Source organism: Georgenia wutianyii (assembly GCF_006349365.1).
Lineage (GTDB): Bacteria > Actinomycetota > Actinomycetes > Actinomycetales > Actinomycetaceae > Oceanitalea > Oceanitalea wutianyii.
In genome coordinates this window covers 2,248,618-2,264,069 of record NZ_CP040899.1, presented here as the reverse complement: position 1 = coordinate 2,264,069, position 15,452 = coordinate 2,248,618, and the positions used below count along the sequence as shown (strand labels likewise).

General features: G+C 73.1%; 13 protein-coding genes. 11 read left to right on the top strand and 2 right to left on the bottom strand.

Features of this window, described 5'->3' with window-relative positions; all coding sequences use genetic code 11:
* Positions 1-179: 179 nt before the first annotated feature.
* The 5 genes from FE251_RS09990 (at position 180) to FE251_RS09970 (ending at position 6,614) form a co-directional block, all read left to right on the top strand.
* Positions 180-1,244 (top strand): ABC transporter permease, encoded by a 1,065-nt coding sequence (locus FE251_RS09990; RefSeq protein WP_139948675.1) that lies wholly within the window; start codon positions 180-182, stop codon positions 1,242-1,244.
* The gene (locus FE251_RS09985) at positions 1,241-2,038 is read left to right on the top strand and encodes an ATP-binding cassette domain-containing protein (RefSeq protein ID WP_139073293.1); all 798 of its coding nucleotides are present in this window, start codon (positions 1,241-1,243) and stop codon (positions 2,036-2,038) included. The genes FE251_RS09990 and FE251_RS09985 overlap by 4 nt, the downstream gene beginning before the upstream one ends.
* Positions 2,035-3,054, top strand: a complete 1,020-nt coding sequence (locus tag FE251_RS09980; protein WP_139073292.1) for a sugar ABC transporter substrate-binding protein — start codon at positions 2,035-2,037, stop codon at positions 3,052-3,054. The genes FE251_RS09985 and FE251_RS09980 overlap by 4 nt, the downstream gene beginning before the upstream one ends.
* Before the next feature lie 74 nt (positions 3,055-3,128).
* The gene (locus FE251_RS09975) at positions 3,129-4,094 is read left to right on the top strand and encodes a Gfo/Idh/MocA family oxidoreductase (protein WP_223147527.1); all 966 of its coding nucleotides are present in this window, start codon (positions 3,129-3,131) and stop codon (positions 4,092-4,094) included.
* Positions 4,095-4,331: 237 nt separating this feature from the next.
* On the top strand, positions 4,332-6,614 hold the full coding sequence (locus tag FE251_RS09970; RefSeq protein ID WP_230976390.1) for an amidase family protein: 2,283 nt from the start codon (positions 4,332-4,334) through the stop codon (positions 6,612-6,614).
* Positions 6,615-6,710: 96 nt separating this feature from the next.
* Here the strand turns inward: FE251_RS09970 and FE251_RS09965 are convergent, their stop codons facing one another.
* A complete protein-coding gene (locus tag FE251_RS09965) occupies positions 6,711-7,106 on the bottom strand; it encodes a hypothetical protein (RefSeq protein ID WP_139073291.1) in 396 nt (131 codons plus the stop codon).
* Positions 7,107-7,264: 158 nt separating this feature from the next.
* Here FE251_RS09965 and FE251_RS09960 point away from each other — a divergent pair, with 158 nt between their 5' ends.
* The gene (locus tag FE251_RS09960) at positions 7,265-8,452 is read left to right on the top strand and encodes a Gfo/Idh/MocA family protein (RefSeq protein WP_139948674.1); all 1,188 of its coding nucleotides are present in this window, start codon (positions 7,265-7,267) and stop codon (positions 8,450-8,452) included.
* A 13-nt stretch (positions 8,453-8,465) separates the two neighbouring features.
* Here FE251_RS09960 and FE251_RS09955 read toward each other — a convergent pair whose 3' ends face one another.
* The gene (locus FE251_RS09955) at positions 8,466-9,710 is read right to left on the bottom strand and encodes an ROK family transcriptional regulator (protein ID WP_139073289.1); all 1,245 of its coding nucleotides are present in this window, start codon (positions 9,708-9,710) and stop codon (positions 8,466-8,468) included.
* Positions 9,711-9,901: 191 nt separating this feature from the next.
* On the opposite strand from FE251_RS09955, the gene FE251_RS09950 reads away from it, so the two are divergent.
* From FE251_RS09950 to FE251_RS09930, 5 genes are all read left to right on the top strand, one after another.
* A complete protein-coding gene (locus FE251_RS09950) occupies positions 9,902-11,305 on the top strand; it encodes an extracellular solute-binding protein (RefSeq protein WP_139073288.1) in 1,404 nt (467 codons plus the stop codon).
* A gap of 121 nt (positions 11,306-11,426) precedes the next feature.
* A complete protein-coding gene (locus FE251_RS09945) occupies positions 11,427-12,260 on the top strand; it encodes a carbohydrate ABC transporter permease (RefSeq protein WP_176554770.1) in 834 nt (277 codons plus the stop codon).
* Positions 12,257-13,141 (top strand): carbohydrate ABC transporter permease, encoded by an 885-nt coding sequence (locus FE251_RS09940; protein WP_139948673.1) that lies wholly within the window; start codon positions 12,257-12,259, stop codon positions 13,139-13,141. Before FE251_RS09945 ends, FE251_RS09940 begins: the two co-directional genes overlap by 4 nt.
* On the top strand, positions 13,141-14,205 hold the full coding sequence (locus FE251_RS09935; RefSeq protein ID WP_139073286.1) for an ABC transporter ATP-binding protein: 1,065 nt from the start codon (positions 13,141-13,143) through the stop codon (positions 14,203-14,205). Before FE251_RS09940 ends, FE251_RS09935 begins: the two co-directional genes overlap by 1 nt.
* The gene (locus tag FE251_RS09930) at positions 14,206-15,447 is read left to right on the top strand and encodes a CehA/McbA family metallohydrolase (protein ID WP_139948672.1); all 1,242 of its coding nucleotides are present in this window, start codon (positions 14,206-14,208) and stop codon (positions 15,445-15,447) included.
* Positions 15,448-15,452: the final 5 nt, after the last annotated feature.

Below are 15,452 nucleotides of genomic sequence, written 5' to 3'. Positions count from 1 at the left end.
CACCCGCACCGACCGCCGGGGTGGGCGCCTGCTCCCCTTAGGCTGTCCCCCGTGCCAGTGCTCATACCACGGACCGATGTCGGAATGTCAGAACAATTGTTGACAGGCCGGTGTGACGCGCACCACACTCAAGGGGCGGGGCAGGTCACCGCCCCCGGGACAGGACGAGGGGACAGCCGATGACGGCCGTTGCTGACCGCGAGGACGCACCGCCCGGGGGTCCCGCCTCCGGGAAGCCGGGACGCCAGAGCCGCGGCCTGCACGCCGCGCTCACCGTCGTCCGGCTCGGCCCGGTGCTCCTGCTCCTCATCATCATGGCGGTGATGGCGGCGCTCAACCCGCTGTTCCTCTCGCCGTTCAACCTCGGCAACGTGGGGCTGGAGGCGTCCGTCGTGGCGATCCTCGCCCTGGGGCAGCTGCTCGTCATCGTCACCGCCGGCATCGACCTGTCGGTCGGCTCGGTCATCGCGATGTCGAGCATCCTCGGCGCGCTGTGGATCCGCGAGCTCGACCTCGTCTCCGGCTGGCTCGTCATCCCCTCGATGATCCTCGCCGGCGGTCTGGCCGGTGCCGTCAACGGCACCCTCTTCGTCAAGGGCCGGCTGCCGCACCCCTTCCTGCCCACCCTGGCGATGCTCATGGTGGCCCGCGGGGTGGCGCTCATCGTCAGCGACGGGCAGCCGATCACCGGGATGCCCGAGTCGATCAAGCTCTTCGGCTCGGGCCGCATCGGCCACGTGCCCTACGCCGTCATCCTCGTCGCCGCGCTCGCCGTCATCGTCTACGTCCTGCTGCGGCGCATCACCTGGGGGCAGTGGATCTACGCCATCGGCGGCAACCGGGAGGCCGCGCGCCGCGTCGGCGTCCCCGTCGACCGCGTCCTCATCTCCGTCTACGTGTTCAGCGGGATGTGCGCCGGCACGGCCGCCATCGTCGTCTCCGGGCAGACGAACTCGGCCTACCCCACGGCCGGCAACCTCATGGAGCTCTCGGCGATCGCCGCGGTCATCATCGGCGGGGCGAGCTTCTTCGGGGGCCGCGGCACCGTCATCGGCACGCTCGTCGGCGCGCTCATCCTCGGCGTCATCCAGAACGGCCTCAACCTCATGAACGTCCAGAGCAGCTGGCAGTACGTCGCCCTCGGTGCGGCGGTCGTCATCGCCGTCGAGCTCGACGTCGTGCGCGCCCGGCTGGAGACCCGGCTCCGGGTCGTCCGCACCGAGGAGACGGAGGCGAGGGCATGACGGAGCACGAGCAGTCCGCGGTGCCGGTCCTCGAGGTGCGCGGCGCGGTCAAGCGCTTCGGCGCCGTCACCGCCCTCGCCGGGGTCGACCTCACCGTCCACCGCCAGGAGGTTGTCGGCCTGCTCGGCGACAACGGCGCCGGCAAGTCCACCCTCATCAAGGCGATCACCGGCGTCCACCAGCTCGACGAGGGGGAGATCCTCCTCGACGGGCAGAGGGTGCACGTCACCAGCCCGACCGCCGCCCGTGAGCACGGGATCGAGGCGGTCTACCAGGACCTCGCGCTGTTCGACAACCTCGACGTCGCCACCAACCTCTACGTCGGCCACGAGCTCACCAAGCCACGCGGCTGGCGCGGACTGGGCTGGCTGGACCGCAAGGCGATGCGCCGGGACGTCCAGGAGCGCCTGGCCACCATGCAGGTGCACCTGCCCGACCTCAAGGGGCAGGTCGGGCTCATGTCCGGCGGGCAGCGGCAGGCGATCGCGGTCGCCCGGGCCGTGGCCTTCGCACGGCGGGTGCTCATCCTCGACGAGCCGACGGCGGCGCTCGGGGTGCGCGAGACCCGCAACGTGCTCGACGCGATCCGCCGGCTCCCCGAGGAGCACGGCATCTCCATCATCCTCATCTCGCACAACATGGAGCACGTCGTCCAGGTGTGCGACAACGCCGTCGTCATGCGGCAGGGCCGCGTGGTCGGCACCACGCGGCCCTCCCCGGAGACGGCACAGGACATGGTCGCGATGATCGTCGGCGCCACCGAGGGCGCCGGGAAGAAGGGACACCAGCAATGAGGTTCACCCGGCACACGACCGCGCTCGCCGCGGCAGCACTCACCGGTGCGCTCGTCCTCTCCGCCTGCGGCGGGGACTCCGGCGACCCGGGGGACGGCGGGAGCAGCGGAGGCGCGAGCGACGGGCAGCAGACCGTCGCCGTCGTGCTCAAGACCCTCTCCTCGCCGTTCTGGCTCCAGGTGGCCGGCGGCGTCGAGGACGGCGGCGAGGCCGAGGGCGTCAACGTCACGCTCGCGGGCGCGACCGCCGAGACCCAGGTCCAGGAGCAGATCGACAAGGTCCGCGCCGCCATCACCCAGCAGGTCGACGCGCTCGTCGTGGCGCCGACCCAGGCCGAGCAGCTCGAGCCGATCCTCCAGCAGGCCGTGGACGCCGGGATCCCCGTCCTCCTCGTCGACACCGACATCGAGGGCTGGGAGGGCAAGGAGACCTTCGTCGGGACCGACAACTACCAGGCGGGCGTCACCGCCGGGGAGTACATCCTCGAGCAGGCCGACTCCGGCCAGATCGCAGTCATCCGCGGTGTGCCCGGCAACCCGTCGACCGACTCGCGCATCGACGGCGCCCTCGACACGCTCGAGGGCAGCGACATCGAGGTCGTCGCGGACCTGTCGGCCAACTCCGACCGCGCCGAGGGCCGCGCCGTCATGGCCGACATCCTCCTGGCCAACCCGGACGTGTCCATCGTCTTCGCCGCGAACGACGACATGGCCCTCGGGGCCATCGAGGCGATCAAGGCGGCGGGCCTCGACCTCGAGGACATCCTCGTCGTCGGGGTCGACGGCACGAGCGACGCGGTGGACTCCATGCTCGCCGGGGAGCTCGACGCGAGCGTCGCGCAGAACTCCTACGACATGGGCCGCCGGAGCGTGGAGCTGGCCGTCGAGCTGCTCAACGGCGGGACCATCGAGGACCGCGTGGACACCGGCGTCACCGTCGTCACCACGGACACCGCCGAGGAGTACGGCGCCCAGCTCGAGGAGCAGGCCGCCGCCGAGGACGTCAGCAGCGACTGAGCCGGTTCGCCAGGTGTCCGGGCCGCCGAGCCGGCGGCCCGGACACGCGGCGCGTGCAGGGAGAGGCGGGAGACGTGCTCGACGTCGGTGTGGTCGGTCTGGGCGCGATGGGTTCGGACCACGTCCGTGTCCTCGCCGAGCACGTCCCGGGCGTGCGCGTCGTCGCCGTGCACGACGTCGCCACGGAGCGGGCCGAGCAGGTGGCCGCCCGGGTGGGGGCGCGGGCCGTCGGCAGCGCCGAGGAGCTCCTCGCCGACCCGTCCGTCGCGGCCGTCGTCATCGCCTCCCCGGACCCGACGCACGCCCCGCTCACCCTCGCCTGCCTCGCGGCCGGCAAGCCCGTGCTGTGCGAGAAGCCGCTCGGGGTCGGGCCGGCGGAGTCCGCCGCCGTCGTCGCCGCCGAGGAGGCGCTCGGCCGGCGGCTCGTCACCGTCGGGTTCATGCGGCGCTTCGACCCCGGGTACCGCGAGCTGCGCGCGACGGTGCGCGAGGGCGGCGTCGGGGACGTCGTGCTCGTCCACAACGTCCACCGCAACGCCGCCCCGCACCCGGACGCGACGAGCGAGGGGGTGGTGGCGAACTCGATGGTCCACGAGCTCGACGTCCTGCCCTGGCTCACCGGGCTGCCGGTGACGGCGATCGAGGTCCGCACCCCGCGCACGAGCGGGCTGCGCGACCCGCAGCTCGCCGTGCTCGAGCTCGGCGGGGGACGGGTGCTCGCCACCGTCGAGGTGTTCCTCGCCGCCCGGTACGGCTACGACGTGCGGTGCGAGGTGGTCGGCACGGGCGGCACCGTCTCGCTGCGCCCGCCCGCGCTCGTCGACCTCGCCCGCGACGGCCGCGCCGGCCCGGCCGTGCCCGCGGACTTCCGCGCCCGCTTCGCGCAGGCCTACCGGGCCGAGCTCTCGGCCTGGGTGGACGCCGCGAGCCGCGGGGGAGCGACCGGGGCGTCCGCCCTCGAGGCCCACCGCGCGAACGTCGTCGCCGCCGCGGGGGTGGAGTCGCTGCAGACCGGCCGCCGGGTGTCCGTCGCGCAGTGAGCCGAGCCCAGGGGTGCGGGGCCTGCCCTGCGCCCCTGCTCGTCACGTGCCGGAAATGAGCGCTAACACGACCGAAACGCTGGTGAAGCATGCTCGGGTGCAACGGTCGCACGCGGTGGCCGACGACACAGGGGGATGCCCATGCACTTCGAACCGCGATCCCGTCCGAGCCGCAGACGCCGTGCCGTCACGCGTGTCTCGGTCGCAGCAGTGCTTGCTGCGTGCTCGGTCGCAGCCGTGCCTGCCACCGGAGCACTCGCCGTCCCGGTGGCCGACGCCACGTCGGTCCACGACGAGATCCCCCTGGACCTCGCCACGGCGGGGGTCCAGGAGATCCAGACCGCTCTCGCCGACGGCTCGCTCACGTCGGTCCAGCTGACCCGGGCGTACCTCGAACGGATCGAGGCCCTGAGCATCGGCGGGCCGGCGCTCAACGCGGTCCGCTCCATCAACCCCGCCGCTCTCCAGCAGGCGGCCCAGCGTGACGCCGAGCGCGCGGCCGGGACCGTCCACGGTCCCCTCCACGGCATCCCGGTGCTGCTCAAGGACCTCATCGACGTCGAGGGGATGGCGACCACCGCGGGCTCGGTCGCCCTGGCGAGCTCCTACCCGGCCGCCGACGCGCCGGTGACCGACGCCCTCGAGGAGGCCGGGGCGGTCATCCTCGGCAAGGTCAACCTCACCGAGTTCGCCAACTTCATGACCAGCGGGATGCCCGGCGGGTACAGCTCGCTCGGCGGACAGGTCCTCAACCCCTACGACGTCAGCCAGAGCCCCAGCGGCTCCAGCGCCGGCTCCGGCTCCGCGGCCGCCGCGGCGCTGGCCACCGTCACCGTCGGCACCGAGACGTCCGGCTCGATCCTCAGCCCTGCACGTGCCAGCTCGACCGTCGGCATCAAGCCGACGGTCGGCCTCATCAGCAGGACCGGCATCGTCCCTATCTCGGCGACGCAGGACACCGCCGGACCGATGACCCGCAGCGTGTACGACGCCGCCGCCCTGCTCACGGCCATGGTGACCGTCGACCCCGAGGACCCGGCCACGGCGGACAACCCGAGCCTCGGCGTCGACTTCACCGACGCCATGTCCACCACCGCACTGGAGGGGGCGCGCCTCGGCTACGTCGAGTCCGACGACCCGGTCTACGCCGCCGCCCTCGAGACGCTGCGGGAGCAGGGCGCAACTCTCGTGCCGGTCCAGGTCGGTCGCTCCTCCGCGGCGAGCATCCTCACCACCGAGTACAAGCGGGACCTCAACGTCTACCTCTCCCGGCTGCCGGACGACGCCCCGATGAAGACGCTGAGCGACATCATCGAGTACAACAGCGCGCACGCCGGCGCCGCACTCAAGTTCGGTCAGACGCTGCTGCTCGCCTCGCAGGAGGTCGACCTCGACGACCCGGAGACCTACGCCCGGTACACGGCCCAGCGTGACCAGCTGGTGACCGAGTCCCGGCAGGCGATCGACTCCGTGCTCGACGGAGCCGACGTCGACGCCATCGTCTCCGCCTCCGCGACCACCGGGACGGCGGCCAGCGCGGGATACCCCTCCGTCTCCGTGCCTGCGGGTTACACGGAGGGCAACCGTCGCCCGGTCAACGTCGTATTCCTCGGCACCGCGTGGAGCGAGGCGGAGCTCATCGCCCTGGCCTCGGACTACGAGGACGCCGCGCAGGCGTGGCGGTCGCCCGAGGAGATCAACCCCTCGCTGTTCCGCTGCACCGCCATCAGCGAGGAGACCGAGTGGGACGACTCGTGCGTCATCGACCCCCCGACCTGGCCCGAGGAGCCGGAGCCCGTCGTGCCCGGGATGCCCACGCCCAGCACGCCCGTGCCTGCGCGGAGCGGGTTCTTCCTCAACGACGGCTGGGGCCCGACGGCCGGCCACGTCTTCCACTACGGACGGTTCCCCGACGAGGTCCTCATCGGGGACTGGGACGGTGACGGCGTCGACACGATCACGCTCCGCCGAGGCAAGGACTTCTACGTGTCCAACGCCCAGCGCGGCGGGGAGGCCGAGCACACCTTCAGCTACGGCCGGCCCACGGACGTCGTCCTCGTCGGGGACTGGGACGGGGACGGGATCGACACGCTGGCCGTGCGCCGGGGCAACGAGTACCACGTGAGGAACAGCATCAGCGGCGGCCCGGCCGACGTCGTGGTCCGCTACGGCAGGGCCGAGGACGCCGTCGTCGTGGGCAACTGGGACGGGCGCGGCGGGGACACGCTGGCCGTGCGCCGTGGGGCGACCTACCACGTGAAGAACAGCCTCACCGCGGGGGCGGCCGACGTCGTCGTCACCTACGGGCGGGCCGGGGACACCGTCCTGGCCGGTGACTGGGACGGCGACGGGGTCGACACCTTCGCGGTGCGCCGCGGCGCGACCTACCACGTGAGGAACAGCCTCTCCGGCGGGGCGTCGGACCTGGTGCGGACCTACGGCCGCGGCGGCGACGAGGTGTTCGTCGGGGACTGGAACGGGGACGGGTCCGACACGCTCGGCGTCCGCCGCGCTCCCTGAGCAGGTGACGCGCTGACCTCAACCAGCGGCCGGTGAGTCCGGAGGCCCGCACTCGACCGAGTGCGGGCCTCCTGGCGTCGCGGCCCGGTGTGGCCCTCAGCCGGCGCCCTCGTACGTCGCGTCGTCGCCGTCGATGCTGACGACGATGTCGACCGGCCCACCGAGCTCGCCGCGTCGCTCGGTGAGGTCGAGAGCGTCGAGGGGCGCACCCTGCAGGCTCAGCCGCGGCTGCCCGCACTGCGCGGGATCCGAGTCTTGGACCGAGTCGCAGAGGAAGGCGACGGCCTGCTCCTGCTCGGTGAGGAGGGTGGCGCGGACGCGGACGTGCTCGCCGGCGCTCTCGGAGGAGCCCGCAGCGTGCTTGAGGGCTTCCGTGGCGGAGAGCGGGACCAGGGGAGGGGCGCTGTCGGACCACACCTTCTCCGCCTCCCCGCCGGAGCACGCGGCAAGGGCCACGAGGAGTGGGACCACCCAGAGTCTGCGAGTGCGCACGTCGACCACCGCCTCACCGCGCCGCAGCGGCACGGCGCACTCGTGGAGGGTAGGCGCCGGGGCCGGCCCTCACAAGGGGAGACCGGCGGCGGCGACCGCGCAGACACGACCACGACTCCAGCCCTACCCTGACGGGACGTCACAGAGAGGTGGGCCCGATGGGTGAGCACGGCACGCGCCGCCGCGTGGGCATCGGCGTCATCGGCCTGGGCTGGATGGGCCGGCTGCACGCCCGCAGCTACCGGGCCGTCCCCGAGCGCTACCCCGAGCTGCGGGTCGACCCGCGGCTCGTCCTCGCTGCGGACGCCCACGCGCAGAACCGGGACGCGGCCGTGGACCACCTCGGTTTCGCCGCCGCGACGGCGGACTGGCGCGACGTGCTCACCCACCCCGACGTGGACGTCGTGTCGGTCTGCGCTCCGAACGACCTCCACCGCGAGCTCGCGATCGCCACCGTCGCGGCCGGCAAGCACGTGTGGATCGAGAAGCCGATGGGCGTGGGCGTCGCGGACAGCGAGGCCATCGCCCGCGCCGCGACCGAGGCCGGGGTGCTCACCGCCGTCGGCTTCAACTACCGCCACGCCCCGGCGGTCGCCCGCGCCCGCGAGACCGTCCGCTCGGGCCGCCTCGGGCGGGTGACCTCCGCCCGCGTGTGGCTCCTCGCCGACTACGCCGCCGCCCCCGACGCCCCGCTCACCTGGCGCTACCAGCGCGCCCGCGCCGGGGCCGGCGTCGTCGGGGACCTGCTCTCCCACGGCGCCGACCTCCTGCAGTACCTGCTCGGCCGCATCACCGAGGTGACGGCGACGACGAGCACGGTCATCGCCGAGCGGCCGGTGCCCACCGGGGCCGGGATCGGCCACGGAGGGTACGAGGTCGGGGAGGAGCTCGGGGTCGTCGAGAACGAGGACCAGGTCGCCGTCCTCGCGCGCCTCGACTCGGGCGTCGTCGCCACCCTCGAGGCCAGCCGCGTCGCGCGCGGTCCTCAGGCCGAGTACGTCGTCGAGGTCTACGGCACCCACGGCTCGGTGCGGTGGAGCTTCGAGCGGCTCAACGAGCTCCAGGTCGCGGGCGAGGACGGCGGCTACCGCACCGTCATGGTCGGCCCCGGAGACGGCGAGTTCGCCCGCTTCCAGCCCGGGGCGGGTACGAGCATGGGCTTCGACGACCTCAAGGCGATCGAGGCCGGCCTGTTCCTGCGGTCGGTGCTCACCGGGGAGCAGCTCGCGCCCTCGGTGGGGGACGGGTGGGCGGCGGCAGCGGTCGGCGACGCCGTCGTCGCCTCCGCCGCCGACGGCCGCTGGCACCCGGTGCCCCACGTCCCCGGCACGACCTACGACCGCTGAGCCCGGTCGGGCCTCAGCGGGTGGCCGGGGCGATGACGAGCGTGCCGGGCCTGGGGGAGTAGGCGCGGTCGAGCACGAGGCTCGCCGCCCCGACCGCGGCGAGGTGCTCGCCCACCGGCGTGCTGAGGAGCTCGACGGGGTGGATGTCGTGCGCCGCGGCGTGCGCGGCGAACATCGCCGGCGCGACCGCGAAGAAGTAGGGCGACATCCTCGCCCAGTACGGCCCACCGAGCACGAGACGCTCGACGTCGAGCAGGTTGGTGACGAGCAGCGCGGCCCGCGCCACGGCCACGGCCGAGCTGCGCACGACGTCCAGGGCGTGCTCCTCACCCGCGTCCGCGCGGTCGTACAGGCGGCGCAGCTCGACGTCGAGCTCGGCGAGGGAGGCGGGCGGCGCCCCGGTGCCCGCGCGCCGCAGCATCTCCTCGGCGCTGACGACCACCCTCGTGCAGCCACGCTGCCCGCACCGGCACTCCTCACCGCCCTGGTCGACGACGATCTGGCCGAGCTCACCGGCGTTGTTCGACGCGCCGCGCAGGACCTCGCCGTCGACGACGAGCCCGGCCCCGATGCCGGTGCCGAGGTAGATGAGTGCCCCGGAGCTGGCCGCCGCGAAGGTCCCGGCCCACACCTCGGCCGTCGCCGCGGCGACGACGTCCTTCTCCAGCTGCACGGGCAGGCCCACCGCGAGCTCGAGCTCCTCCCGCACCGGCACCTGATGCCAGCCGGGCAGGTGCGGCGGGTTGTCGACGATGCCGCGGGCGACGTCGACCGGGCCGGGAGTGGCCACTCCGACCCCGAGGACGCGGTGCCGGGGGACCTCGGCGGCGTGCAGGAAGTCGACCACCCGTCTCCCGACCTCCCGCACGGTGGCCGGAGCGTCTGCGGCCCGGGGCGTGGGGAAGGTCTCGGCAGAGACGGTCCGGCCCGCGAGGTCGAGGAGGACGAGCGTGGTGAGGGCAGGGTCGACGTGGACGCCGACGGCGTGCCGGGCGGCGGCGTCGATGGCCAGGGGAGTGCGGGGCTTGCCCTGGCCGGCGGCGACCGGCTCTCCCTCGACGATGAGGCCGTCGCGGAGCAGGCGGCGGCAGATGTTCGTCACGGTCTGCCCGGCGAGACCGGTGAGCTCCCCGATCTCCACCCGGCTGACGCCGGGCGAGGTGCGGATCGCGTGGAGGACGACCGCCTGGTTGAAGGTGCCGAGCTGGCCGAGGTTCGCCCCGCGCGGCCCGCGCCGAGGGGGTGGCTGAGGGGGCACACGTCCTCCTTGACGTTAATCCATCGTTGTGATGAACTAATTTACCAGTGACCCAGGTCACTCCCGTCACTGCCCTGGGGTCCTGCAGGAGGCGGGCCCGGAGCGAGGCTGCTCCACGGGACCACCCTGACCGTCGCGCGACGCAGCGCCGCGCCCCACCACTCATCCTCCCGACCACACGGAGAACTGTCATGACCAGGAAGACGTACACGGGCGCGATCGCGGGTACCGCGGTCCTCGCCCTGGGACTGGCGGCCTGCAGCGGCGACGACGGCGGCACCGGCGACGGCGCCACGCAGAGCGGCGACGCCGTCACCCTCACCCTCGTGCTCAACGCCATCAGCGGCGGCAAGAACGCCGCCGAGGCGGACTGGATCGAGAGCTGGGTCATCCCCGAGTTCGAGGCCGCGATGGCCGAGGAGGGCCGGGAGGTCGACGTCGTCTTCGAGGCCCAGGGCGTGGACGACGAGGACTACAAGACGAAGATCGCGCTGGACCTGCAGTCCGGTGGCGGTGCCGACATCATCGGCATGGACGGGATCTGGGTCGGGGAGTTCGCCGAGGCCGGCTACATCGCCCCGCTCGAGGAGGTCGGCGGCGAGGCCGTGGCCGAGTGGGAGGGCTGGGAGCAGATCCCCGAGGCCGTGCAGAACGCGCTCGCCTTCGAGGGTGAGCGGTACGGCGTGCCGCAGGGCGCCGACGGCCGGGTGCTCTTCTACAACAAGGACCTGTTCACCCAGGCCGGCCTGCCCGCGGAGTGGGAGCCCACGAGCTGGGAGGACGTGCTCGACGCCGCCCGGGCGCTCAAGGAGATCGACGGCGTCATCCCCGTCCAGCTCAACGCCGGGACGCCCATGGGTGAGGCCACGACCATGCAGGGCGTCCTGCCGATGCTCGTCGGCACGGGCGCCGAGGTGTGGTCCGACGACGGGTGGCTCGGGGAGAGCGACGAGCTCGGGGACGTGCTCGAGCTGTACCGCACGATCTACGTCGACGAGGAGCTCGGCGACCCGATCCTCCAGCAGGAGGCCTCCGGGCGGGACACGTCCTTCTCGCTCTTCGCAGCGGGGGAGATCGGCATCCTCCTCGAGGGCGACTACTTCTGGCGCGCCGTCGTCCACCCCGAGGTCGGCACCGCGCCGATGGAGAACCGCGACGAGGTCGTGGGCTACACGCTCATCCCCGCCCAGGAGCCGGGCGCCGGCGTCGGCGGCCAGGACCACGTCTCGATGTCCGGCGGCACCGGCCGGGTGCTCAACCCCAACTCCGACAACCCCGAGCTCGCCTGGGAGCTGCTCGCCTTCATGAACTCCGCCGAGGCGTTCGAGGCGCGCGCCGAGGGCACGATCAACATCACCCCGCGCGAGGACGTCAACGCCACGCTCCTCGAGGGCGACGAGATGCTCACCTTCGTCAGCGACGAGGTCCTGCCGCTCACCGCCTACCGGCCCGGCCTCGCGGCCTACCCCGAGGTCTCGCTCGCGCTGCAGGAGGCCACCGCCGCCGTCGTCGCGGGCACCCCTGTGGACGAGGCGCTCAGCACCTACGCCGAGACCGTCGCCGGCGTCGTCGGCGACGAGAACGTCGCAGGCTGAGCGGGCACCCGTGAGCCTGGCGCCGGCACAGACACCGGCACCGACGCGGCCGCCGGGGAGAGGCGCGCGCCGCCGCCCTGCGGACGTCGCCGGTCTGGGCAGGGTGGGTGCCGGCGCCTTCATGGCACCCGCCCTGGCCCTCATCGGCCTGTTCCTGATCTTCCCCGCGCTGTGGACCATCTACCTCGGGATGACCGACTACCGGCTCACCGGCCTGGCCGCGGCCGACCCGCAGCTCGTCGGGCTGGACAACTACACCGACGTCCTCACCGACGCCGCGTTCTGGCGCTCGCTGCGACTCACCCTGGCCTTCGTCCTGCTCTCCGGGGTGCTCGGCCAGACGCTGCTCGGCTTCTCGGTCGCGTGGGCGCTGCGGCGCCTGCGACCGTGGGCCAAGACCGTCCTGGAGACCCTCGTCCTGGCCGCGTGGGTCGTGCCGACGTCCGTCGGCGCCTTCCTCTGGCTCGCGCTGCTCGACCGGCGCGACGGCACGCTCAACCGGATCCTCGACACCCCAGGCACCGCCTGGCTCATCGAGTACCCGATGGCCAGCGTCATCGTCTTCAACATCTGGGTCGGCACCGCGTTCTCCATGCTGCTGTTCAGCTCCGCGCTCGGCGCGGTGCCGCCCTCGCAGCTGGAGAGCGCGCGGATGGCGGGGGCGTCCACGTGGCAGCAGCTGCGCGACGTCGTCATCCCCAACATCCGCGGCCACATCCTCACGAACACCCTGCTCATCACGCTGTGGACGTTCAACACCTTCTCCCCGTACCTCCTCACGGCCGGGGGCCCGAACGGGCGGTCGGAGATCCTGCCGGTGTACATCTACCGGACGGCGATCCCCGGCGGACAGCTCGGCGTCGGGGCGGCGATCTCGCTGCTCATGCTGCTCATCAACCTCGTCATCGCGCTGGGCTACATGCGCATCGGGCGGGAGAGGAAGCGCTCCTCATGACCACGACCACCGCTCCCACCGCCGAGCGGCGCACCGCCCTCCCCTCGGCCACCGGCCGGCGCGCCGTGCGCACGTTCGTCGTGCGCGTGCTGTTCGTCGTCGCGATGGTCCTCGTCGGCTTCTTCTTCGCCCTCCCGCTGGCCTGGCTGGTCACCCAGCCGTTCAACTCCACACCGACGATGACGGTGAGCTGGCCGGACTGGACGCTCGGCAACTTCACCGTCCTCGCGGAGAACCCCTACGCGCTGCGCTCGATCGGCAACTCGCTCGTCCTCGGGCTGGGGACGGTCGCCGTCGTCGTCGTGCTCGGCTCGCTCGCCGCCTACGCGCTGTCGCGGGTGCGAATCCCGGGCCGGGACGGGCTGCTCTACGCGCTGCTCCTGCTCTCCTCGGTCGTCACCGGCACCGCGGCGATGGTGCCGCTGTTCCAGCTCATGGTCGCGACCGGGCTGGTCAACACCCAGACCGGGGTCGTCCTCGCCCTGTCCGGCGGGGTGCTGCCCACGGTGATCTTCATCCTCAAGGACTTCATGGACTCCATCCCGCGGTCCTACGAGGAGTCCGCCCGGCTCTACGGCGCGCGCCCCGGCCAGATCCTGCGGCACGTCGTCGTGCCGATCGCGCGCCCCGGACTGGCCTTCGTCGCGGTGTGGGCGCTGGTCCAGGTGTGGGGCAACTTCCTGCTGCCCTACATCCTCCTGCGCTCCCCGGAGGCCCAGCCCGCCGCGGTGATCATGTACACCTTCTACACCGAGAGCGGCCAGGCGGACCTCAGCCTCATCTCCGCGTTCTCACTCGTCTTCTCCGTGCCGGTCATCCTCATGTACTTCCTCGTCAACCGCCGGTACGGGTTCCGCTTCCACGGAGGGATCAAGTCCTGATGGCCGCAATCACCACGACCGCGCTGGTCAAGGAGTACCCCGGAGGCGTCCGCGGCGTCGACGGCGTGGACGTCACCATCGCCCACGGCGAGTTCTTCGCCCTCCTCGGACCATCCGGCTGCGGGAAGACCACGCTCCTGCGGTCCATCGCCGGCCTCGAGGCCATCACCGAGGGCACCCTCCACATCGGGGAGCGGGACGTGACGAACGCCGAGCCCGGCGAACGAGGCGTGGCGATGGTCTTCCAGGACTACGCCCTCTTCCCGCACATGGACGTCGCCGACAACATCGCCTACCCGTTGAAGATCAGGAAGGTCAGGCGCGAGACCCGCCGCGCGAAGGCGGTCTCCGTGGCCGACGGCCTCGCCCTCGACGGGTTGAGCGAGCGCCGCCCCGCCCAGCTCTCCGGCGGGCAGCAGCAGCGCGTGGCCCTGGCCCGGGCCGTGGCCACCGAGCCCGAGGTGCTCCTCCTCGACGAGCCCCTGTCCAACCTCGACGCGCGGCTGCGTCTGGAGGCCCGCACGTTCCTCAAGGAGCTCCAGCGCGACCTCGGCGTCACCACCGTCTTCGTCACCCACGACCAGGCCGAGGCGCTCGCGCTCGCCGACCGGATCGCCGTCATGAGGAGCGGGCGGCTGCAGCAGATCGGCACCCCCCAGGAGATCTTCCAGCGGCCGGTCAACACGTTCGTCGCCTCCTTCATCGGGTCCACGCCGATGAACCTCGTCGAGACCGAGGTCCGCGACGGCGCGCTGCCGATGGGCGAGGGCACCGTCCCGCTTCCGGACGGGGTACGGCCGGCCGAGGGCAGGGCGGTGGTGTGGGGCGCGCGCCCGGAGTACCTGCGCTGGTCGCGCGAGCCGGTCCCCGTCGGGGTCCCCGGCGAGGTGGGCGTCACCGAGAACCTCGGCGCCGCCACCCTCGTCACTGTCATGTCGGGGGAGACCCGGCTCCAGCTCGTCGTCGCCGAGGAGGACGCCCCCGAGCCCGGCGACCGGGGCTGGGTGGAGGCCTCGCCCCGCCGCAGCCTCGTCTTCGACGCCGGGACGACGGAGCGGATCTAGGTGGCCCGCGCCGTCGAGCGGCTCCACCTCACGCCGGAGGACCAGATCGCCCGCCGGTACCACCCGGTGCCCTTCGACGTGCCCGCCGGCAGCCCGTCGCTGGGCGTGAGGCTGTCCTACGACAGGGGCCGAGGGGTGGTCGACCTCGGGTGCGAGGGTCCCGACGGGTGGCGCGGCTGGTCCGGCGGTGCCCGCGACCGCTTCTCCATCACGCCCGCCGCGGCCACGCCCGGCTACCTGCCCGGTGAGCTCGAGCCCGGGACCTGGCACGTCGTCCTCGGGCTGCACCAGCTCCCCGCCGAGGGCCTCGAGGTCACCGTCGAGATCAGCGTCCCGGCCACCGAGCCGCCGGAGCAGGAACGGCGCCCCGCCCCGGTCCGGCGCGCGGTGCGGGGCAGCGACCGGGACCTGCCCGCCCCGCCCGGACTGCGCTGGTACGCGGGTGACTTCCACGCCCACACCGTCCACTCCGACGGCAGCGAGAGCATCGGCGAGCTCGCCGTCCGCGGGGTGCGCGCCGGCCTCGACTTCGTCGCCGTCACCGACCACAACACGGTGAGCCACCACCCCCACCTCCCGCCGCTGGGTGCCGAGCACGGCATCACGCTGCTGCCCGGCCAGGAGGTGACGGCGGCCCGCGGGCACGCCAACGCGCTCGGCGACATCGGCTGGGTCGACTTCCGCGCTCCGGCCACCACCTGGGTGCGGGAGGTCGCCGCCCGCGGGGGAGTGCTCAGCGTCAACCACCCGATCGACGCGGACTGCGCCTGGCTCCACCCCCTCGACACGCTGCCCGCGGCGCTCGAGGTCTGGCACGTGTCGTGGTTCCGCGACCTCACCCACACCGGCGCCATCGCGTTCCAGCAGCGCTGGGACGCTCGCGCCGTCCTGGGTGGGAGCGACTTCCACCGGCCCGAGCAGGGCTGGACCCTCGGGACGCCGACGACGTGGGTCGCGGCAGCCGACGACTCCCCGGAGGCGATCCTCGCGGCGGTCCTGGCCGGGCGCACCGCGGTGAGCGTCGGGGTCGGTCCGGACGGCGTCCCCCGGCCGCTGTCGGCCCCGGTGCTGCTGCGCGTCGAGGACGACGTCGTCGCCGTCGGTGCCGAGGACGCCGTCCTGGAGGACGCCGAGGGCCGCTGGCTGCGGATCACCAGCGACCACCAGACCGTCCCCGGTGCGTGGGGCCGCGGGCTCCTGCACCTGCACGACGCCGACCGGCGCGTCCTCGCCCTCTGCTGAACGGA